This is a genomic window from Pseudomonas sp. K8, assembly GCF_014889455.1.
Classification (GTDB): domain Bacteria; phylum Pseudomonadota; class Gammaproteobacteria; order Pseudomonadales; family Pseudomonadaceae; genus Aquipseudomonas; species Aquipseudomonas veronii.
On the sequence record NZ_VJWO01000002.1, the window covers coordinates 69,764 to 92,171 of the forward strand.

At 56.2% G+C, this 22,408-nt stretch carries 17 protein-coding genes and 1 other RNA gene; 10 read left to right on the forward strand and 8 right to left on the reverse strand.

Annotation, left to right across the window (positions count from 1 at the left end):
• Nucleotides 1-15: 15 nt before the first annotated feature.
• On the reverse strand, nt 16-783 hold the full coding sequence (locus INT12_RS01745; protein WP_017847402.1) for an FCD domain-containing protein: 768 nt from the start codon (nt 781-783) through the stop codon (nt 16-18).
• Nucleotides 784-1,044: 261 nt separating this feature from the next.
• Here INT12_RS01745 and INT12_RS01750 point away from each other — a divergent pair, with 261 nt between their 5' ends.
• The 8 genes from INT12_RS01750 to INT12_RS01785 all read left to right on the forward strand — a co-directional run bounded on the left by INT12_RS01750 (nt 1,045) and on the right by INT12_RS01785 (nt 10,987).
• Nucleotides 1,045-2,739: a lactate permease LctP family transporter gene (locus INT12_RS01750; RefSeq protein WP_017847401.1), complete on the forward strand. Its 1,695-nt coding sequence runs from the start codon at nt 1,045-1,047 to the stop codon at nt 2,737-2,739.
• Between the two features lie 136 nt (nt 2,740-2,875).
• A complete protein-coding gene (locus INT12_RS01755) occupies nt 2,876-3,700 on the forward strand; it encodes a (Fe-S)-binding protein (protein WP_046382035.1) in 825 nt (274 codons plus the stop codon).
• Nucleotides 3,697-5,148: a LutB/LldF family L-lactate oxidation iron-sulfur protein gene (locus INT12_RS01760; RefSeq protein WP_169884820.1), complete on the forward strand. Its 1,452-nt coding sequence runs from the start codon at nt 3,697-3,699 to the stop codon at nt 5,146-5,148. Before INT12_RS01755 ends, INT12_RS01760 begins: the two co-directional genes overlap by 4 nt.
• Nucleotides 5,148-5,819, forward strand: coding sequence for a LutC/YkgG family protein (locus INT12_RS01765; protein WP_046487594.1), 672 nt, complete (start codon nt 5,148-5,150; stop codon nt 5,817-5,819). Before INT12_RS01760 ends, INT12_RS01765 begins: the two co-directional genes overlap by 1 nt.
• On the forward strand, nt 5,816-8,626 hold the full coding sequence (locus tag INT12_RS01770) for an FAD-binding and (Fe-S)-binding domain-containing protein (RefSeq protein ID WP_193039620.1): 2,811 nt from the start codon (nt 5,816-5,818) through the stop codon (nt 8,624-8,626). Before INT12_RS01765 ends, INT12_RS01770 begins: the two co-directional genes overlap by 4 nt.
• A gap of 137 nt (nt 8,627-8,763) precedes the next feature.
• Nucleotides 8,764-9,048, forward strand: a complete 285-nt coding sequence (locus INT12_RS01775) for a hypothetical protein (protein ID WP_046382031.1) — start codon at nt 8,764-8,766, stop codon at nt 9,046-9,048.
• Between the two features lie 102 nt (nt 9,049-9,150).
• Nucleotides 9,151-9,544, forward strand: a transfer-messenger RNA (tmRNA) gene (gene ssrA / locus INT12_RS01780).
• A 186-nt stretch (nt 9,545-9,730) separates the two neighbouring features.
• The gene (locus tag INT12_RS01785) at nt 9,731-10,987 is read left to right on the forward strand and encodes an integrase domain-containing protein (RefSeq protein WP_004411729.1); all 1,257 of its coding nucleotides are present in this window, start codon (nt 9,731-9,733) and stop codon (nt 10,985-10,987) included.
• A gap of 166 nt (nt 10,988-11,153) precedes the next feature.
• On the opposite strand, the gene INT12_RS31120 is transcribed toward INT12_RS01785, so the two are convergent.
• The 5 genes from INT12_RS31120 to INT12_RS01805 form a co-directional block, all read right to left on the reverse strand.
• A complete protein-coding gene (locus INT12_RS31120; RefSeq protein WP_032699723.1) occupies nt 11,154-11,423 on the reverse strand; it encodes a hypothetical protein in 270 nt (89 codons plus the stop codon).
• Nucleotides 11,420-12,400: an integrase domain-containing protein gene (locus INT12_RS01790; protein ID WP_004411731.1), complete on the reverse strand. Its 981-nt coding sequence runs from the start codon at nt 12,398-12,400 to the stop codon at nt 11,420-11,422. The genes INT12_RS31120 and INT12_RS01790 overlap by 4 nt, the downstream gene beginning before the upstream one ends.
• Nucleotides 12,384-12,737, reverse strand: coding sequence for a hypothetical protein (locus INT12_RS01795; RefSeq protein ID WP_032699725.1), 354 nt, complete (start codon nt 12,735-12,737; stop codon nt 12,384-12,386). The genes INT12_RS01790 and INT12_RS01795 overlap by 17 nt, the downstream gene beginning before the upstream one ends.
• A complete protein-coding gene (locus INT12_RS01800) occupies nt 12,730-14,130 on the reverse strand; it encodes a YfjI family protein (RefSeq protein WP_032699727.1) in 1,401 nt (466 codons plus the stop codon). The genes INT12_RS01795 and INT12_RS01800 overlap by 8 nt, the downstream gene beginning before the upstream one ends.
• Before the next feature lie 1,069 nt (nt 14,131-15,199).
• Nucleotides 15,200-15,736, reverse strand: coding sequence for a LasR-specific antiactivator QslA (locus INT12_RS01805; protein WP_193058743.1), 537 nt, complete (start codon nt 15,734-15,736; stop codon nt 15,200-15,202).
• A 528-nt stretch (nt 15,737-16,264) separates the two neighbouring features.
• On the opposite strand from INT12_RS01805, the gene INT12_RS01810 reads away from it, so the two are divergent.
• Together INT12_RS01810 and INT12_RS01815 are read left to right on the forward strand one after the other, a co-directional pair.
• Nucleotides 16,265-16,597, forward strand: coding sequence for a hypothetical protein (locus INT12_RS01810; RefSeq protein WP_032699730.1), 333 nt, complete (start codon nt 16,265-16,267; stop codon nt 16,595-16,597).
• A gap of 245 nt (nt 16,598-16,842) precedes the next feature.
• Nucleotides 16,843-17,145, forward strand: a complete 303-nt coding sequence (locus INT12_RS01815; RefSeq protein WP_032699731.1) for a hypothetical protein — start codon at nt 16,843-16,845, stop codon at nt 17,143-17,145.
• A 48-nt stretch (nt 17,146-17,193) separates the two neighbouring features.
• On the opposite strand, the gene INT12_RS01820 is transcribed toward INT12_RS01815, so the two are convergent.
• Nucleotides 17,194-19,263 (reverse strand): UvrD-helicase domain-containing protein, encoded by a 2,070-nt coding sequence (locus INT12_RS01820; protein ID WP_193058744.1) that lies wholly within the window; start codon nt 19,261-19,263, stop codon nt 17,194-17,196.
• Between the two features lie 121 nt (nt 19,264-19,384).
• Nucleotides 19,385-22,399: a site-specific DNA-methyltransferase gene (locus INT12_RS01825; RefSeq protein ID WP_193058745.1), complete on the reverse strand. Its 3,015-nt coding sequence runs from the start codon at nt 22,397-22,399 to the stop codon at nt 19,385-19,387.
• Nucleotides 22,400-22,408: the final 9 nt, after the last annotated feature.

A 22,408-nucleotide genomic window follows, 5' to 3' on the forward strand; every position in this document is an offset into this window, starting at 1 on the left:
GCGCTTCGCCCCTGGCTACATGCCCTTGCGCCGCGCCGCCCGGGCCACGCGCTGAACTTCCTGACGTACTTCCTCCAACACCTCCTGCACATACAACAGGTGACGTGTTGAGACTTCCCGCGCTTGCTCGGCCCGCCCCTCGATGATCGCCAGGTACAAATCCCGGTGCTGACTGATCAGCATATCGCGGGTTTCCGTGCGCTGCTGGTACATGCCGCCAATGTTGGTCACCACGTTCCGCTTGAGCAGGTCGAACAACCCGCGGATGGTGTGCAACAGCACAGCATTGTGGCTGGCCTCGGCAATGGCCAAGTGAAACCGCGCATCCGCGGCCCCCTCCTCTGCGCGGCTGACCTTATCGTCGCGCGCGTAACAATCCTGTAGCGCTTCAAAGGCTGCCGTCAGCCGCTCACGGTCGACTTCGGTAGCACGCAATGCCGCGTAATAGGCACAGGACGCTTCGAGGGTTTGGCGAAACTCCAGCAAATCACGCTGCGCCTCGGGATTGTTTTCCAGCAGGTGCAACAACGGATCGCTGAACGTCGAGCCCAACGAATCAGACACATAATTTCCACCGCCCTGGCGACTGACCAGCAACCCCTTGGCCGCCAGTTTCTGAATCGCCTCACGCAGCGAGGGGCGCGAAACGCCGAACTTTTCAGCCAACGCGCGCTCGGCCGGCAAGCGCTCGCCCGATTTCAGCGTGCCCTCAAGGATCATGCCCTCAAGCTGCTCGACAATATCGTCAGACAAACGGCGCTGACGCACCTGATCAAACCCCATAACTCTCTCTCCACGATCCCGACCACTCGCCGGGGCCTCTATTCTGGCCTATCGCAACGCTTGCAGCACCCATCAGAACATCTTCGATTGATGCGATCAGAGCGCCCGCCCTCCCGCTTAAGACCAAAGTTTCGCAGGCGGCAAATTGACACATACCTGCCTAGGCTTTTACTCTAGCCAACAGCGGCTGTAAATTGGTATTACCAATTACCCAAGCCGACTAAAATGTGCCTAACCAACAACAATTAGGGGCCACCCCATATGCAAACCTGGCAACAGCTCTACAGCCCGCTCGGCAGCCTCGGCCTGTCCGCACTGGCCGCCGTTATTCCAATCGTATTTTTCTTCCTGGCTCTGGCCGTGTTTCGCCTTAAAGGCCACGTCGCCGGCAGCATCACGCTGGCGCTGTCGATCCTGGTGGCGATCTTTGCCTTCCAGATGCCGGTGGACATGGCACTGGCCGCTGCCGGCTATGGCTTTGCCTACGGCCTGTGGCCCATCGCCTGGATCATCGTCGCTGCGGTATTTCTCTACAAACTGACGGTCAAGAGCGGCCAGTTCGAGATCATCCGCAGCTCGGTACTGTCGATCACCGACGACCAACGCCTGCAGGTCTTGCTGATCGGCTTCTGCTTCGGTGCCTTCCTGGAAGGTGCCGCCGGCTTCGGTGCTCCTGTGGCGATTACCGCCGCGCTGCTGGTCGGCCTGGGCTTCAACCCGCTGTACGCCGCCGGCCTGTGCCTGATCGCCAACACCGCGCCCGTCGCCTTCGGTGCCCTCGGGATTCCGATCATCGTCGCCGGGCAAGTGACCGGCATCGACGCGTTCAAGATCGGCGCCATGACTGGTCGCCAATTGCCACTGCTGTCGCTGTTCGTTCCGTTCTGGCTGGTGTTCATGATGGACGGCCTGCGCGGCGTGCGCGAAACCTGGCCGGCCGCCTTGGTGGCAGGCTTGAGCTTTGCCATCACCCAATACTTCACCTCCAACTTCATCGGCCCGGAACTGCCGGACATCACCTCGGCCCTGGCCAGCCTGGTTTCCTTGACTCTGTTCCTGAAAATCTGGCAACCCAAGCGCACCGCCGGCGCGCAGATTGCCGGTGCGACCTCCAGCGCAACGATCACCGCCAGCGCCGGCGGCTTCGGCCTGCCACGCAGCACTGTCGCTTCGCCCTACAGCCTGGGGCGAATCTTCAAAGCCTGGTCGCCGTTCCTGATCCTGACCGTGCTGGTGACCATCTGGACCCTCAAGCCCTTCAAGGCGATGTTCGCCGCAGGCGGCTCGATGTACAGCTGGGTGTTCAACTTTGCGATCCCGCACCTGGACCAACTGGTGGTCAAGGTTGCGCCTATCGTGACCAACCCGACGGCCATCCCCGCGGTATTCAAACTGGACCCCATTTCAGCGACCGGCACTGCGATTTTCTTTTCCGCGCTGATCTCGATGCTGGTATTGAAGATCGACATCAAAACTGGTCTTACCACTTTAAAAGAGACCTTCTACGAACTGCGCTGGCCGATCCTGTCCATCGGCATGGTGCTGGCGTTCGCGTTCGTCACCAACTACTCGGGCATGTCCTCGACCATGGCATTGGTCCTGGCCGGCACCGGCGCAGCCTTCCCGTTCTTCTCGCCGTTCCTCGGCTGGCTGGGGGTTTTCCTGACAGGCTCCGACACCTCGTCCAACGCCCTGTTCAGCTCGTTGCAAGCCACCACCGCCCACCAGATCGGTGTCAACGACGTCCTGCTGGTCGCGGCAAACACCAGCGGCGGCGTGACCGGCAAGATGATTTCGCCGCAATCGATCGCTGTGGCCTGCGCCGCTACCGGCCTGGTCGGCAAGGAATCCGACCTGTTCCGCTTCACCCTCAAGCACAGCCTGTTTTTCGCCACCATCGTCGGGCTGATCACACTGGCCCAGGCCTACTGGTTCACCGGCATGCTGGTGCATTGAGACCACAGGTAATCACGCAATAACCGACGCCGAACCGCGATTTCGGCGTCAGCTCTCCACAACCCCTCTGCCGGGCCGCTGAACACGCTGCGGCCCTGACGGACGGACAACCGGGACCACCCGGAGAACGCGCCTGATGAGCGAGCTTTTTTACAACGCCGTGCCGAATGCCACCCGTGTCGCGCCGCCTCTGGCCGAGCCACGCGAATACCCCCACGAAAAACCGCAGAAGGTCTACCTGTTCGGCACCTGCGTGGTCGATCTGTTTTATCCCGAAGCCGGCATGGACGCGATCCACCTGCTGGAACGCGAAGGGATCTGCGTGGATTATCCCCAAGGGCAAAGCTGCTGCGGGCAACCGGCCTACACCTCGGGCTATACCGACCAGGCCCGACAAGTGGCACGCGCGCAACTGGCGCTGTTCGCCGGCGACTACCCGGTGGTGGTGCCATCCGGCTCCTGTGCCGGCATGTTACGTGAGCACTACGCCGACCTCTTCAAGGACGAACCCGACACCCTCAAACAAGTGCAGGCCCTCGCGGCCCGGACTTATGAGTTGGCGGAGTTCCTGTTGTTCGTGTGCAAGGTGCAACTCAACGACAGCGGGGCGCCGGTCAAGGTCGCCCTGCACACGTCGTGCTCCGCGCGTCGGGAAATGAACACCCACCTTCACGGCCGCGAACTGCTGGCCCAATTGCGCAATGTCGAACGCGTCGACCACAGCCACGAAAGCGAATGCTGTGGCTTTGGTGGGACGTTCAGCGTGCGTATGCCGGACATTTCCGGCGCAATGGTGGCCGACAAGACCCGAGCCTTGCAGGACTCCGGCGCCCATCAAGTACTGAGTGCTGATTGCGGTTGCCTGATGAACATCAATGGCGCCCTGGAGAAACAACAGGCGGCCTTACGCGGGCAACACCTGGCCAGCTTTCTCTGGCAACGCACCGGGGGTGAACGATGAACGCCGCGCTGATTCCCACCGTCGAGGTGTCGGAAGACTTCCGCACCCGCGCCCACCAGGCACTGGGCGACGCGCAACTGCGAAACAACTTTCGCAATGCGATGGATTCCCTGATGAGCAAACGGGCGGCGTCTTTCAGCGACGCCCACGAACGCGAACACCTGCGCGCCCTCGGTAACGCGGTGCGCGCCCGCGCCCTGTCAAAGCTGCCCGACCTGCTCGAACAACTGGAAGCCAACCTGACCCGAAACGGCGTGACCGTGCATTGGGCAGAAACGGTTGAAGAGGCCAATGCGATCGTGCTGTCGATCATCCGCCGGCGCGAAGCCACGCAGGTGATCAAAGGCAAATCCATGGTCAGCGAAGAGATGGAGATGAACCACGTACTCGCCGCCCAAGGCATCGAATGCCTTGAGTCCGACATGGGTGAGTTTATTGTTCAACTCGACCACGAGAAGCCGTCCCACATCATCATGCCGGCAATCCACAAGAACGCCAGCCAGGTCGCGTCGCTGTTCCACGAAAAACTCGGCGTGGAGTACACCAAGGATGTCGACCAGTTGATTCAGATTGGTCGCCGTGTACTGCGGGAAAAGTTCTTCGAAGCGGATATCGGCGTCTCCGGCGTCAACTTCGCCGTGGCCGAAACCGGCACGCTGCTGCTGGTGGAAAACGAAGGCAACGGGCGTATGTCGACCACAGTGCCACCCGTGCATATCGCCGTGACCGGCATCGAGAAGGTCGTGGAAAACCTGCGCGACGTGGTGCCGTTACTGTCGCTGCTGACCCGCTCCGCGCTCGGCCAGCCAATCACCACCTACGTCAACATGATCTCCGGCCCGCGCAAGGCCGATGAGCTCGACGGCCCCGAGGAAGTCCACCTGGTGCTGCTGGACAACGGACGCAGCCAGGCGTTTGCCGACAGCGAATTGCGTCAGACACTCAACTGCATTCGCTGCGGCGCCTGTATGAATCATTGCCCGGTGTATACCCGAATCGGTGGCCATACCTACGGCGAGGTCTACCCCGGCCCTATCGGAAAAATCATCACACCGCATATGGTCGGCCTGGCAAAAGTACCGGACCATCCCAGTGCGTCTTCGTTGTGCGGTGCTTGTGGAGAAGTGTGTCCGGTAAAAATTCCGATCCCGGCCTTGCTGCGCCGTCTGCGGGAAGAGAACGTAAAAGCGCCGGATAGCCCACACCCCGTGATGCGCGGCCAAGGCAGCAAGTATTCGCGCCAGGAACGGTTCATCTGGAACGCCTGGGCCAATCTCCACAGCTCACCGACGCTGTACCGCCTGTTCACATTCGCCGCCACGCGCCTGCGCGCCCTCGTACCGAACAACGTCGGGCCATGGACGCAAAACCATAGCGCACCTAAACCCGCCGCCCGTTCGCTGCATGACCTGGCACGCGAGCATTTGGCCAAACAGGGAGCGCGTTGATGAGCGCCAAGCAAAATATCCTCGGCAAATTGCGCCACAGCCTGACGGGCACAACACCAGTGCCCGACAACTTCGATGAGACCCTGGTCACACAGATCTACACCTACCCGCCAGAACAGCGCATCGCACAATTGCGCAAGCTGATGGAGGCGGTGCATACCGAGATCCACCTGACCCGCGGCGCCGAATGGCCAGCTTTACTCGCGCAGCTGCTGCAAAAACGCGAGCTGCCCAGCCTGCTCATCGCGCCGACAACCGAGCATGGGCGGCGCATCACCGAGCACTGGTCGAACCATCCGCAATTGCCGCAGCTCAAAGCCTACGACCGCCCTGTGGAAGAATGGAAAGCCGAGCTGTTTAATGACACACCGGCCAGCCTGACCACGACCCTCGGCGCCATCGCCGCCACCGGTAGCCTGATTCTGTGGCCCACGCGGGAAGAACCGCGACTGATGAGCCTGGTGCCGCCGGTACACTTTGCACTGCTCAAGGCCAGCGAGATTTACGACAACTTTTATCAGGTCCAGCAGCAATTCGCCTGGGCCCAAGGCATGCCCACCAATGCCCTGCTGGTGTCCGGCCCGTCGAAGACCGCTGACATCGAACAAGTTCTGGCTTATGGCGCCCACGGTCCGAAGGACCTGGTGGTGCTGATCCTGGAGGACCAATGAGTCTGCCTGCCGCTTTCCTTGCTGACGTCGCACAGCTGATCCCGAAAATTCGTCGCTTCGACGACCCACTTTCCACCTTGGCATTTGGCACAGACGCCAGTTTTTACCGACTGATCCCACAGCTGGTGATTCGCGTCGAGTCGGAAGACGAAGTCGTGGCGCTGCTGAAACTGGCCCAGCGCGATCATGTTCCGGTGACCTTCCGCGCAGCGGGCACCAGCTTGTCCGGGCAGGCCATCAGCGATTCGGTGCTGATCGTACTGGGGGACAACTGGAACGGCCGCGAAATTCGTGGGCAAGGCACGCAGATCCGCCTGCAACCCGGCGTGATCGGTGCCCAGGCCAACGCCTGGCTGGCGCCATTCGGGCGCAAGATCGGGCCGGATCCGGCGTCGATCAACGCCTGCAAAATCGGCGGCATCGTCGCCAACAATGCCAGCGGCATGTGCTGCGGTACGGCGCAAAACACCTACCACACCCTGGCCGGGATTCGCCTGGTGCTGGCCGACGGCAGCCGCCTGGACACCGAAGATGCCGCCAGCGTCGTGGCATTTCGTCAGCAGCACGGCGCGCTGCTTGAACGCCTGGCCACACTCGGTCGGGAGACGCGGGCAAACGCTGAACTGGCCGCCAAAATCCGCCACAAATACCGTCTGAAAAATACCACCGGCCTGTCACTCAACGCCCTGGTGGATTTCGATGAGCCGCTGGATATCCTCAGCCACCTGCTGGTGGGCTCCGAAGGCACCCTGGCCTTTATCAGCGCAGTGACTTACGACACCGTCATCGACCACCCGAACAAAGCCTCGGCGCTGATCGTATTCCCCGATGTCGAGACCTGCTGCAATGCGGTGACCGTCCTGAAAACCCAACCGGTCTCAGCGGTTGAGCTGCTCGACCGACGCAGCATGCGTTCGGTGCAGGACAAACCCGGCATGCCCGCCTTCGTACAACATCTATCGGAAAATGCCTGCGCACTGTTGATCGAATCCCGTGCGGCATCGCCCTCTTTGCTCCAGGAGCAACTGGCGCTGATCATGGCGTCCCTGGCGGCGTTTCCGGTGGAAAAACAGGTCGACTTCACCGAAGACCCGGTGGAAAACGCCCGCCTGTGGGCAATCCGCAAAGACACCTTCCCCGCCGTCGGTGCCGTGCGCAAAACCGGCACCACGGTGATCATCGAAGACGTGACGTTCCCGGTCGAGCAGTTGGCCATCGGCGTTAACCGTTTGATCGAGCTGTTCGACAAACACCACTACGACGAAGCCATCCTTTTCGGACACGCTCTGGAAGGCAATCTACACTTTGTGTTCACCCAAGGCTTCAACAGCAGCGAAGAAGTCGCACGCTACCAAGCGTTCATGGACGACGTCGCCCAACTGGTGGCCGTAGAGTTTGGCGGCTCACTGAAAGCCGAGCATGGCACCGGCCGCAACATGGCGCCGTTCGTCGAGCTGGAATGGGGCAGCGACGCCTATCAACTGATGTGGCAACTCAAACGCCTGCTCGACCCCAACGGTATTCTCAACCCGGACGTGGTGCTCAGCGAAGATCCGCAGATCCACCTTAAACACCTCAAGCCGCTGCCTGCCGCCGACGAGCTTGTGGATAAGTGTATCGAGTGCGGTTTCTGCGAGCCGGTATGCCCGTCGAAAGGCCTGACCTTGAGCCCGCGCCAGCGCATCGTGATCTGGCGCGATATCCAGGCGAAGAAACGCGCCGGCATCGACACCACTGAACTGGAAACGGCCTACCACTACCAGGGCATCGACACCTGCGCCGCCACCGGGTTATGTGCCCAGCGCTGCCCTGTGGGAATCAACACCGGCGACTTGGTGAAAAAACTCCGGGCCCGCGACGCTGACCATACGAAAACCGCCGAATGGTTGGCCACCCACTTCGCCACTGCGCTACAAGGCGCGCGCTTTACCCTGCACGTCGCCAACGGCGCACGCATGCTGTTGGGCGCGCCGCGCCTGGCCAAGTTGTCGGCCACAGTGAGCAAGTTGTCCAAGGGACAAATCCCACAATGGACCAACGCCATGCCGCAACCGGAAAAAGCCATTCGCTTCAGCCCGGCAGTGACCGATGAGCGGCCACGCGTGGTCTACCTCGCGGCATGCGTCTCACGCGCCATGGGCCCGGCGGCTGGCGATAAAGAGCAAACGTCGCTGTACGACAAAACCCGCGGCCTGCTGGAAAAAGCCGGCTACCAAGTCGTCTTCCCCGACAACCAGGACAACCTGTGCTGCGGCCAGCCTTTCGCCTCCAAGGGCTATGCCGAACAGGCCGAACACAAACGCCAGGAACTGATCGGCGCCTTGCTCCACGCCAGCCGCGGCGGCCTCGACCCGATCTACTGCGACACCAGCCCCTGCACCCTGCGCCTGGTGCAAGACCTGGGCGAAACACGCCTGGACCTGTACGACCCGGTACGATTTATCCGCACACACCTGATGGACCGCCTCGACTTCATACCGCAGGAAGCACCAATCGCCGTACACGTCACTTGCAGCACCCAGCACCTCGGGGAAAGCCAGGCCCTGATCGACCTGGCCCGCCGCTGCGCGAAAACCGTGGTGATCCCGGAAGGCATCCACTGCTGTGGATTTGCCGGCGACAAAGGCTTCACCACCCCGGAACTCAACGCCCACTCCCTGCGCTCACTGAAAGATGCCGTGCAATATTGCAGCGAAGGCATCTCCACCAGCCGCACCTGCGAGATCGGCCTGAGCCAGCATGGCGGCATCGATTACCACGGGCTGGTCTACCTCGTGGACCGCGTAACCCGACCGAGGGCGCACTAATCCTGCATAAAAACAGAACCCCTGCGCGGCGACGTAGTCATCTGCATAGGCCTCGGCGATCGAGGCTCATCAGTGATGTCGCTGGCAGCCCTTGAACGCCAGCAGCGTCGAGCCCTTTTTCGCAAGGAGATACCCTTATGAAGCATTCCGCTCTTGCTGGCGTGTTCATTACCGCTGCGATGCTGGCCTCACCGGCGTTTGCCGCCGGAAAAACCGACCAGCTTTGTCAGATTAATCTCGACAAAATCAACAACGGCAAAGCCCTGCTCGCTACCGACACCACTGGCAAAAGCGGCGAAATCGACACCGCAGTGTCTCAAGCCAAAGCCGCCCAAGCAGCAGGTGATGACAAGAGGTGCATAGAGATCACGTCCAAAGCCCTGCAAGACCTACAGAACAGCGACAAAGGCGCCAATCAGTAACACCCCGACGCTCATGGCCAACCTTCGGGTTGGCCTTCTGTGACCGTTTGGCGTACACTGCACAGGCTTGTCACTCACTAAGAAACAACGAGTTACAAGCACGGGGCCGTTTAGGATTCGACGCCGGTCGCGAAACTTTAGGTGCATGCCGAGTTGGTAACAGAACTCGTAAATCCACTGTTGCAACTTTCTATAGTTGCCAATGACGAAACCTACGGGGAATACGCTCTCGCTGCGTAAGCAGCCTTAGCCCTTCCCTCCTGGTACCTTCGGGTCCAGCAATCATCAGGGGATGTCTGTAAACCCAAAATGATTGTCATATAGAACAGAATCGCCGTGCAGTACGTTGTGGACGAAGCGGCTAAAACTTACACAACTCGCCCAAAGCACCCTGCCCGTCGGGTCGCTGAGGGTTAACTTAATAGACACGGCTACGCATGTAGTACCGACAGCGGAGTACTGGCGGACGGGGGTTCAAATCCCCCCGGCTCCACCATTTGATCAACTAAAGACGTCCACGGACGTCTTTTTTTGTGCCTGAAACCCAGTAAATACGAGGGGTTTAGCTCTTTTGGCGGCTTTGGAGGGTTTCTGAGTTCCATGCGCTTTGGTATCCCAGGTGGTATCCCGAGTTACCAAATGCTATTTTCAGGATACCAAAACGGTGCTGGAGGTAGCCCCCATGCCTACTAACGCAACCCGCCTCTCCGATCGCCAGCTCAAGGCAGTCAAGGCAACTGGTAAAGACTTCGTCCTCAGCGACGGCGACGGCCTGCAGCTTCGAGTACGCGCCAGCGGCTCGATGATATGGAATTTCAATTACCGCGAGCCGTTGACCAGAGCCCGTCTTAATATGGCGCTCGGTCCATACCCCGACCTCTCGCTAGCCAACGCCCGGAAGAAAGCAGCAGAGGCGCGTGAGCTGCTCGCTTTGGGCATTGATCCCAAAACCCAGCGTGATGAGGTAAGGCAAGCCAAACTTGCTGAGACTGAACACACGTTCGAGAAGGTGGCCACCGCCTGGTTCGAGCTGAAGAAAGACTCCGTAACCAAAGCCTACGCCGAAGACATTTGGAGATCGCTGACGCTCCATGTGTTCCCAAGCATGAAAACAACGCCGCTCTCTCAAATCACTGCTCCGATGGTTATCAAGATCCTTCGCCCAATCGAGGCCAAAGGGAGCCTCGAAACCGTGAAACGATTGAGCCAACGACTCAACGAGATCATGACCTACGGGGTCAACTCCGGGCTGATATTTGCGAACCCCCTCAATGGAATTCGGGCGGTGTTCAAGAAACCCAAGAAAGAAAACATGGCTGCGCTGCCACCTGAGGAGCTTCCCGAGCTCATGATGGAAATCGCGAATGCCAGCATCAAGCGCACGACCCGCTGCCTGATCGAATGGCAGTTGCACACGATGACCCGCCCCGCCGAAGCAGCCACCACACGATGGGCAGATATCGACTTCGACAAGCGCATTTGGACCATTCCGCCAGAGCGCATGAAAAAGCGGCGCCCGCACACAATCCCCCTCACCGATCAGGCACTTTCGTTACTGGAAACGCTCAAGCAACTCAGTGGTAACAGAGAGTACGTGTTCCCCTCAGATAGAAACCCCCGCACCCATGCCAATAGCCAGACCGCCAACATGGCGTTGAAGCGCATGGGCTTTCAGGACCGTCTAGTCAGCCACGGCTTGCGCTCGATGGCGAGCACCATCCTGAATGAGCATGGCTGGGATCCGGAACTGATCGAGGTCGCGCTGGCGCATGTCGACAAGGACGAAGTTCGTAGCGCCTACAACAGGACTGACTACATCGAACGCCGGCGTCCGATGATGGCTTGGTGGAGTGAACATATCCAGAACGCGGCCACCGGCAGCCTGTCGGCATCGGCTATCAATCAAACCAGAGATCGCAACGTCGTACCGATTCGCTGAACATCCAAAAGGTACGCGGCACCGGCTACGATTCGTGTCGTGTAGTAGGGTGAAAGGAGTGACGACAGTTGCCAAATCTCTGGTATGCCTGCGCTTTTTCAGCCAAGCCCCTGAGTATGGGAAGGCTCCGCATTCCCATACTCAGGGGCTCACGCTTAAAGGTCTATCAGGCAACCACGGGTTTTGCCTTTCTACGGCGGATCAACCCTGCTGTTAACTCGTAGTAATAGATGGTAGCTGGAGCTGAGCATCGCAAATAGTGCTCCAGAAACCATCTCACGTGCTTCTCTCTCCAGAACCAGGGAGTCGCGCAACCCCAGCGTTCACGAATCACCTCGTGCATCCTTTTTGCTTGCCTGATGTGCCGCTGCTGCGTGGCATGTGCACCTTTGAGCACGGGGCGCAGGAACAACGCTATGTCGAACTCGGCCGTCATCGCCGGCCTCCGATGTAGGCACTCACCACATCGATGCGGTTATGTCCCAACTCGTGGCTGATCTGCTTACGGGCTCGCTGATCGAGTGCTCGATCCTCTTGACGAACACGACCACCATTAACGGGTGCAGGAAAGCCGATTAGTTGCTCATAGCGCTCACAGGCGTAAGCCGCCCGCAGCTCATGAAAGCCTTTCAATCCATGTTCATGCAGGAGGTCCCGTGCCGGTCGCACAACTGATTGCATAAACTCTTTGTAGCTCTCGTTGGGAGCCAACAGGTTCCGACTGCCGCTGGGTGAAGCCTCCCAGGCCCTATCCAAGGCGCCACGGATTTGATCAGTGACCGCGATCCAGCGCGGTGCTGACGCGCCTGATCGACCACCTTTGGTGCCGTCTTGGATGTTGATCTTGCCCAGTTGCCCGGCCTCACGTTGCAGTCGGGGCAGGTCAGCCAAGATCGCTTCACGCAGGCGCATACCAGTCTCCCGAGCCAGATACACAATTGCGGTCACTCGTTGCTGACCTCGCTCTGACAGTGCGCGTGCGATCAACTCGATCTGAGCACGATCTTGGCCTTGCGGTGCCTCCCCGCGCACGTTTGAGCGCTGCATACCCAGCGCCTTGCTCGGACTGGGGATTTTGACGTACTGATCACCGCGCAGCGCAGCCATCGTTCGGTTCACGCTTGACAGTCGGTTCTGCGCGGTGGCGATGCCGACGTTGCCTTGGTCAACCTGCTGCCTCATATAGGCGGCGTACCGCATGAGGATCTCGCGGTCGATCTGACGCGCGTCATTGAGCCTCGGCCCTTCCTCGGATCGACACCAATTCACGAAGGCCTGCCACCGATCGCTATGGGCTTTGACGGTAGCAAAATGGCCGTCGCCAAACAGATCTTTCAGGGCTTGCGGTCCGGCATAGCTGAGCTGGCGACCGAAGCCGAAATTTCGCCCCGCGCGCTTACCGACGCGAGCCATTTTTCTGATCCTGATCGACTGCAGCAAGCTCATGTAGAAGGGCTTGCCAGTGTGCACTCACAATAGCGAACTGGGCCCAATCAGTTGGACGGAAACAAAGCGTGTTGTTGGCGACGTAGAGTTGCGCGCCCTGCTCTTCCAACCATTGGATGATGGCTGTCGTCGAGGCAATAGTTTTGTGGGTAGTGGCGACACCGGCGACAGCGGCGACAACCCTTGTCCTGCTTGGTTTTGAGCGTGGCGACAAAGTGGCGACGGTAGCGGCGACAAATCGCGCTTTGGGCTCCTTTTGGCGCTGAGCCAGATGGTTGCGCAGCGCTTCATCAAGATTAAACATGGCGCACCTCGAAGGTGTGGCCATCAGTGATCAACCACTGATGATCAATCAACTCGACCAGTAGCTTGGCGGCATGACGACTGCTCTTGCGGGCAAAGCGGGGACCGTTGCGATTCAATTCACGAATACTGAAACGCTTCCAATCTTTGACCTGTAGCCATCGCAGCAGCCGGTCTGCCTCCTCTTTTACTCGACACACTGGCTCCTGCTCAGTCAGGCGCTGGATCTCGTTGAGGTAGTAGCCGACTAATGCGGAGGCCCGTTGGATATGGTCGACCTCCACGACGCTGCTCTCCTCCACCACTGCCAGAATGCCGGCGACGCGCAGCAGGTTATCGGCGGCCTTCGATCCGCTAGGCCGCACGCAGGCCAGCTCGCCAAACTCACCCAACTGGGCTTCGATGGCATCATGCAGATCTATCCACCGACGGCGGGCCAACGGACTGAGGGTCAGCGGTGATAGCTGCAGAGCACCGTCAGATGTAAGTGACCAGGGCTGATGAAACAGCGCCGAGATGCGGTGGTGATAGCGCTTCAAGTCGCCGTCTTTCGACAAGTCGACAGCCTGGTAGCTACGTTGTCCTGCCAGGCTGGAGGGCCAGGTCATCAGACAGCGACCGAGAATGCCCTGCCCCTGCAGCAACGGATCACTGAGTAACTGCATGGCTAAATACGGCTGAAGCATCAGATGCAGGCTCAAACGCCGGTCATAGGCTCGTAGGCTTTCACCAACCATGGAACGCGCGCGATCTATCGGACTGCCATCCCAAAGTGACGACAAGGTCGTGACCGCTTTCAAACGGTTATCCCGGCTCATGGTGCTGCTGCCGAGAAACTGTCCGCCCTCATCACAGAACAGCCCCATGCTGGGCAGGTCATGACAGAGCCCCTTGATCAGGGCCTCGATAGTTGGGTCCGTGGTGATCAGCCTAGGGGCTGAGGGCTCCGCTTCGAGCGGCGCCCCGTTCGCGGACTCAGGATCGGCAGGATTGATACGCTGCGCCTGCCGCTGTGCGGCACGGTGCCGTGCAAGCTGTTCGCGGTAACGCTGCCACTGCTCACGCTCCCATTGCCGTGCCGGCAGCAATGCACATCGGTCTGCCGCCGTTTTACGATCCCCCGACGCTGCCACCGTGATCAGGTACAGCGACAGGGGATAATTTCTCCCGTCGAGCTGTAAGCCCGCATGACCTTGGGTAGCCAGCGCCGAGGCAGCCAACACCGATTGCGCGGCCAGTGCTTGGGGCACGCCGATGACCTCGGCCATGCGTTCCACCGCAGGCCCAAGAATCCCACCCAGTGCCTGCACCGGATAAGGCTGGGCCACGGGATTCGACTCAATCAGCGGTCGAGGTGGTCGTGGTAGTTCAAGCTTCGGATCTAACTGCTGCATGGGCCCTCTCCTCGTTCATTGCTGGCTGTCCTCACGTAGTCCCGCCACGGCTGTTGAGTGTTATCAGGGATCAAGGCCCCTGCGGCCTGTGAGGTGTTCACTAACGTGGAACGAACGGCTCCTTACGACCGGGAGCAAGGGCATGACCCATGAATCTGGCCTCCCTAGACGCATTCGAAGATGCGGGCGGGTGGAGGCTGTGCCGGCTGACGAGTTCGGCACCTGGAGATCCTGAGCGGGAGAAGGCAACAACATCGACACCTGGGGCATGCCTGACTGTCAGTCAGGTGCAGTCTTTCCATAGGCTGCGGCACCGGCGCCTGTGTCGTTGCGGATTGCGACGAATCGGATTTGTCAGGCCGATTGTCACGAGGAGAGATGCGGCAATGCCTTTTGTGACGTGGCTTGCAGCAGTGGTACGAGCGCCCGTCTCTTTCCAGAAGAAAGAGACGGGCGCAGCCTGGCGCAGCGAAGTGCGTCGAGAGGTGAGGTTGCTGCAGCGCAGCGAGGACGGTCCATCGTCTGCCGCAATGGACAGATAAGCCGAGTAGGCATCCTTCACTCTTGGGGAGTGACCGTGCGAGCCGCCGGATGCTAATCGCACTTTGGGAGAACCACCACGCAAGTGGCGTAGCCTTGAAGGTTCTGGCTACCTGGGCTGGTGCTGTCAACGACAGCGATCCGTGCGCCAATTTTTATACCCACTCGAAATGGCGGTCAAGCATCACTGCCAAAGCGCTCAGAAAGTGGCGACTGTCGCCACTTTTGTCGCCATGCTCCAGACCACGTTCCACGTGGTTTGTCGCCGGCGTCGCCGCTGTCGCCACAACTGCATACATGCCCAACGAAAGGATCCGCACTTAAGCTGAAATGACGCTGCCCTCTATAAAAAATCGCGGGAAGTTACTGGAGGGTGAAAGCGAGCGTGGCGCTAATCAAATTTGAAAATTGGGAAGTGGCACGAGGTGGCTTCGAGAAAAAGCGAGTGAACCCTCCGATCGGCGCGATCAAAGATCGCTTGATCGGAGGGTTTGGCGGGAAAAGCAAATCTCAAACGTCAATCACAGACTCAGGCATCAAAGCGGGTTGATTGAGAAATGACGGCCTCACGCCGCATGATCAAAGTCTGCTGCAACCGCAGCAAAAAACCTGCTTCAAATGCCTCTTGTGGATCACCTGGACGATGACGTTTTCGGTTCTGAGAAAGCGCCCACCATAATGGTAATGATGAGCCTTCAAGCCAAGTCTCGGCGCAACGAACACCCTCCTTGATTACCGGAGCGAACTCATCGCCCCACGGGGTTTGGATTGCGGGAGACCCTTCAGCGGATGGGACAGAAACGTACTCATGGATCTGCTGATGATCGCTTTGAGCTGGAATACCAGTTAAATTTCGGAATGCCTTGTCGTACAACACGGCGGCGTCATCCAACAGCTCTACTGCCAGTTCAACGTCTTGGGGAAAATGAAGCAGAATACTCTGGGCTCCGTTAAGCCGGAGAGTAGCAGCCTGCCGCAGCTTAACCGCTGCGTCTTCAGAGCTAAGCGATGAAGTATCTATGCTGTTGGGTTTGGGGAGGCCGATCAGAAGCGAAAGATCAAACATCGCGGAATCCTCCGAGATAGTTTGCAGCTTGAACCATTGGGCCGGGGTGGCGCACGAGCTTAAAAGGTGGGCATGCCATTTTCCTTATCTCCTCGGACAAGTAAAAACCGCCATCAACCGTTGTCACGCGGTTGGGTGGCAGACCGTACGGGGGTGACAAACCGGCGTCCGAGGGTACCGGCCAGGCGTAAGCCTGCCCCGCACGATCCGCCATAGAAAAGCAGCAGCTAAGCCTGTGTAAGCACTTTGTACTGGCTATGGCGCCATGCGCCTCGAACAATTCAGGTTGTCACACCCGGTCGCGGGATTGACCACGACGGGACAAAGCGTAAATGCGAAGCAGCGACAACACAAGCATGAGTATCAATAAGCCCCAACCCCGACTGAAAACTGCCGGCCAGACGGTGAAACTCGAGTTATTGCTCACCGTTGATCGCTACGTGACTGCCTCGGTGTCTTTCGGCTACAGAATCCGAACATGCTGATACAATTATGAAGGCTATACATAACGCCTTTATGAGAAATGGTATGAATACAGATTTGACGGAAGAAGAGATGCGCCAAGCGCTTTTCGGTGAGTTTGAGATTCCTACATCATCAATTGACTTACACGAGCAAGAAACCGCTCCGAATGTGGTGATAGTGCAGCCAGCAAAGGCAACGACAAAAAAGAATGTCTCAAAAGCCTTTACTCCGAGGCTTAAAGTCACGTTACGAGTAGGAAATGAATTCGAAGGCAGGATGCACGAAATTGTACATGAGGCCGATACGCTGAGCTCCCTGCTTGCGGGACAAGAAGCCACAAAGACGGCCAGAAAAAAATATAGGTTTGTGGAAGTGATATCGATCAAGTCGATGTAAGCGGCCCCTTTAACTTGGCATTAAATTGGTTTTGTTACCGCAGGTAAACCAACCGACCAGTTCGGGTCGTTTGAGGCTTTAAACATCAGTTTTGGTAACGTGTGGCGGCCTGAATTTAACCTCCCCCCTTCTAAATTCTCGATGCTTCACTGATCGCCAGACTCCCCACTGCGCTGAAGTCACGACAGGTAGAAACTGGCCGAGCGTGTGAAGTACAATCCTTTCCAAAATTTTCTGGGATTTTCATGAAACTCCTCAACACCTACGAAGACCGAGATGATGCAGACGACGCAGCCGAGAAGCTGACTGGCGAAAAACGGCTGGCAAGTGAACGTGACGGAACGGTGGTTATCTACAACCTTTTCGGTATTCCCAGCTGGGGTAATTTTCATCGCTTAGGTATGTACAATCTATCCGAACTTAAGTCGTTACTGAATCGTCGCAGCGATTGGATGGCTCCCGATCAGGCTAGGCACACTGAAATCCTTCTCACTTTGCAAACCGTCGCGAAAAACTATGGGATAGAAGTTCCAGAGCACTGGCGGTAGAGCTCATTGCTGTAGCTCAGCCACCAACACTCTATAAGTGCGTTCCTATTACAGCATATCGTCCAAGAACTCAGATCCTGGATTCACACAGGTTATAAGTAAATGATCTCTAGCCCGAGTACAGGCGACATAGAGTAGATGACGCTCAGTTTCATAAACCTCCTCCAAGTCGGCCTGATCCGTAATGGATTCAATCCTAACCTGGGAAGGAATCACTTCGTCATCACAGGCCATCACGACCACAATCCGGAACTCTAATCCTTTGGCCAGATGCATGGTGCTAATAGTTAGAGACGCAGGAAGAATGGTTAGATTTTCATCGAGTACAGAGTACGGTAAACCAGCATGCTCTACCGCTGCAATAGCTCTGGACATTTCAACTTCGGAGCGCACAAAAATACCAATTTCGTCATGATTTACGCCTTCTTTTAAGCGATCGGTAAGCCAGCTAGCAACATTCCGCTGCTCTGCAGCCTCACTATCGTAACGACGAATTTCCGGGCTAGGTCCATTAAAAACAGAGATAGTACCGCGGTGGTCTTCGGTATTTCCATCAACATCACTTATCTCAGGCCCGAGCAACCTATCTGCCTGTAAGCGAATTTGATGGGAAGTCCGATAGTTGATTCGCAGCGTCTGCGAACGACCTCGTACATCCACACCAAGAGACTTCCACGAGAATGGAGTTTGGAAAATTCTCTGCCCTAGGTCGCCTGCAAAGAATAGCCCATTGGACCTCCCGCCTGCCAGCTCTGCGAGAAACCGAAGCTGAGAAACACTAAGATCCTGAGCCTCATCCACTATGGCATAATCAAATAAAGGGTTGCGCCTCAGGCCAATCATCGATGTGACACGAGTAAAAATTTCTGACCGAGTCATTACGCCCGATTTTTTTAAGGCATCTTTAAGCTTAGCGAAAACATCCCATAGTGCTTCGCGCTGTCCCTCCGGCAAGCGCGTTTTACGGCCTAACCGTTTGATATCGCGATACTCTTCCCAGCTATTTAACTGCCATGCATCAACGACATCTTCCCACTCACCCAATAAAAACCGACGAGAAAATTTAATATCCGTTGTACTTTCGAGAATTCCTTTCAATAGAAAGTCTATATTTTCGTCAGATGCAATTTTTACCGGGCCATTTTGCGCGACGAACAGTCTCCGAGCTAATTCATCCAAAGCGACCACTTCCAGCCGCTCAGCCAGACGAGGTTGATTGCCAATTAAATGCTTCAGCTTAAAGTGCAGCGCATTGGCCAAAGCGGTAGAAAAGGTTGTGAGCAACACGCGTGAATCGGGATTGCTCCGAGCTAGATACACAGCCCTGTGCAACGCCACAATTGTTTTTCCTGTTCCTGCGGAGCCTGCAACGCGCGCCGGTCCGTTGTAATCTTTTTCTACCAATTGACGCTGTATAGGGTGTAGGAATACAGCCCACTTCTCCCAAGGGTAATCCAGTGCCTTAGCAAGTTCTTCAGCGTCCGCCATAACCCGGAAGCGTCGCTGAGCATCTGGATGCTTGAAAGGGTCTACGCCAGGAACAGCAACAACAGGCAATGGCGGCCGCCCCCCAGTCGCAAGTTCCAATAGCGCTTCGGCGGCCTCGCTAGGTAAATGCTCCGCCAGTTGTAACAAACTATCTTCATCGGCCGTTCTAACATCAGCTAACCATTCAAGCGGAACACCATAGGCCAACAATGCATCTTCTTCCACGCCCGCAAACAAGGCAGGCTTGACCGTTTTGACTGACTCTCCTGGCAGGTAGGTTGGTATACGTATTTCCTGTACTGTTTCTCTAACCTCTACCAGCTGCGCCGCACCTGTCTTAGGATGAATTTCCAGCTTTCTACGCTCAGCCCAATGATAAGCTCTATCGTGATGATCAACATAGCAGAGCAATAAACTGGACACGGTCTTATGTACAATAATACGAATGTCGCTACTTACTCGTACTGACCAGAAATTCTTGTCGCGAGCCCTGTCTAACTTATGGAAGCTCATCCCCGGATTAGCAATATTCATCTGAAGGTCAAAAGCAGTCGTTTTTACTTGCTTTTGCTCGTCACCAGTAAGTTTTACAAGGCTATCCGAAAACGTATCAGCTATAAGAAAGTTCATTCAGCCCCCAAAGTCCATATAGACATTATTTTTGTATGCTTAGCAAAGTGCGCAGCAGCTTGCCTTTTGAAATCCGGGATAGATAACTTTATAAATATTTCAAGCATACGCCCCCCAAAATTCATACCTTGAATACCTTCATAACCTCGTCTCCAAGATGGTTGATCACCTTCACGGCAATGCGACCAGACTGTGGTTTTGGGAAGGTTCTAGATACATCGCTGTTAAGGCTTGCCCATGCGTCTTCGTTGACTTCGGCCTTCAGTGTAATTTTCAAGGATTTGTAGGGATCATTCGCGCCAAGAAAATAGGCATGGCGGACAAAGAAAGACTCTTCATTATAGTCAGTGTCGATAAACCAACAGGCTATGCCATCAGCGGAGTCAGACCGCACTTCACCGGTATTTGGGTGAAACACGTCCACACCGTTAACCTTAACCTGAATATGGCCATCTTCCGCATCAAGGATGTCGATGTCTGGCTCACCGAATATTACGAAAAGATTGCCCTTGCCGGTATTCTTTAGGTCATCTGCCATATGTAGGTCAGCGTTCATGCGCGCCTTAAGAATAGGAATACGACCAAGCTTGTCGAACTCACTAGAGTGAGCGTCGTAGTTGAACGCACAAGCAATCAGTACATCGAAGTCGGCATCGCCGGCTTCGCGAGCAGCCGCAACCAAATCAGGGCGCGATACTGTTCCGAACTCGGGACCAATAAAAATGGCAGCACGTCTCTCCGTACCACTCTCTTCCTCGCCTTCAAAGTAACGTCCTTCCGCACAAACGAATCCGCCAGGCCAAAGGCCGAGCGAAGTGAAGTTAATTTTGTCTTCCTTGTGAGCCTGCTGAACCCCAGCTGTTTTCAGGTTTTCCAGTATCATCTGCACGAAATTGTGTTCTTCACCATGACCCACCTGTTTTTCACTCACGGCAGGATCAATAAGCTCGTCGTGCTCATCCACTCCCAGCACTCGATGCGGTGACAAACTCTCCACGGTGAAGGGGCCAGCAACGCGGACTTTCTTTTTGTCTTCATATGGCTTGTCGTAGAGAAACTCGGAGTCTGCCTTAGCAGCGATGGAGGCATCGATTTCCTGCTGACGAGCGATACGGGCTTGCCACCATGCTGAGTGGATACTTACCGATTCGCTAGGCCAAGGGTCGGCCGGACGGGATGGCAGTGTTTTGAGTGTATAACTGCGCTGCAGATTTTTATTTATGGTAAGCAACCAATCGGAAATTTTCGCCTGATTAGCCTTCTCGCCGCGAGATTGTTCTGCGCGAAGCTTCACAAATAACGCTTGAGTTTTATCTGGCCACAGCTCATCGGCTTCCCGTGGAATTTCCCATTCTTGCCAGCTCTTTCCCAACAAATTATTTAGCTTCTCGCGCAAGGGCTCGAGAGACACCTGAAATTTTTCCCAGATAACATCGACTTCAGTGTTATTGGCGATAGATTTAAGAGTGATATGCGGGACGCGCTCGTAGATAAAACCGTGACTAATATTGCCTTTGGTGGGCTGACTGGAAGGCACACTGCGAGTAATATCCGCTTCCTTCAGCTGCCCATCGCGACTGTCAGCTAAAAGATAATACGGGTAGCGAGACCCCATGATTCTGGCTCGGGCCAGAGCGAGAGAAACGCGCGAGGTGTCTATGGTAATCCATCGACGGCCCCATTGCTCAGCGACGTACGCTGTAGTTCCCGAGCCGCAGGTTGGATCAAGTACTAAATCACCTGGGTCAGTCGCCATCAAAAGACAACGCTGCACAGCGTTAGTGGATGTCTCGACAACATATTGCTTATCTGTTCGAACCGCAATATCCAACCATATATTATTAACTTCGAACCCTGGGTAGTCATTCAAAAACCGGCGATACTGGACGCTTTTACCAGTACAACCAATGCGAGATGCTTTAATTAATCTTTCCACACCAGCTTGGTTAGTTTTCCAGCTCCGTCCACCACCAGGCGTGAAGGCACGACCCTGATACATCAACGGAAAAGTGCAAGTTGGTGTATAACCAGATGAAACCAAATTATCATATCTAAATGTTGCTACATTTAGCGGAATAGTACTAGAGTCTTGACGTTCATCTTTAGTTAAAGTCCGATATACCCCGGAATCCACCTCATAGACGGCACTATACCTTTCACCCGTTGAGGCCCCCTCACCCTGTACTTTATTAAGCAAAGGCTTTCGAAACTTCATCACATCCTTACTCTTCGCATACCAAAGGATGTAGTCACTTACACCTTTGAGCCCTGAACTACCTAAACCACCTGTAGTCTTCATGGTAATCATGCTTACGAAGTTTTCATCACCGAAAACCTCGTCCATTAAGCCCCTGACTCGATGAACATTTTCGTCGCCAATTTGCACGAAAATTGAGCCGGAATGGATCAGCAAATCTCTAGCGACGGCAAGCCGATCACGCAAGTAGGTTAGATAAGAGTGAATGCCATCGCGCCAGGTATCTCGGAATGCCTTGACTTGCTCCGGCTCTCGCGTGATGTGATCAGTATTACCATCTTTGACATCACGACTGGTGGTCGACCACTGAAAGTTGGAGTTGAATTTGATGCCGTAAGGGGGATCAAAATATATGCATTGCACTTTGCCACGAAGCCCCTCGCGCTCGGCCAGACTAGCCATAACCTGCAGCGAGTCACCAAGGATCATGCGATTTGTCCAATGCGCGTCGTGCTGGTAAAACTCGGTTCTGGCGTTGTCGTCAGGGAGCCCATTGAAGTCGGCAAACAGATCTACCATGGCCCCAGCCTGACCGGCCTCATCTGCAAGATCTGCGGCTTCAGTGCGCCTGCGCAGATCATCGATTAACACCTTGGGGTGAACTTTCTCTTGAATGTAGAGCGGGGGCGCGTGTACCACCAATTCGGACCAATCCTGTTGGTCCTTGCCACGCCACACGAGTTGCGGATCTAAATCGTAATTGCGACTTTTCTTTTCATCTGCGAGCTCTTTGCTACCACGTGGATACCTGACCTTTACTGGGGCCTGCTCATCCTTTTTCATTACCGACTGGTACTCGGCGGTAGGAATATTCTTACGTGTAGCTTCGTCGTGCGTGAGCGCTTCGACAGAAAGCGCTGTTTTCGGGTTCTTGGCCATGTCTGCTTC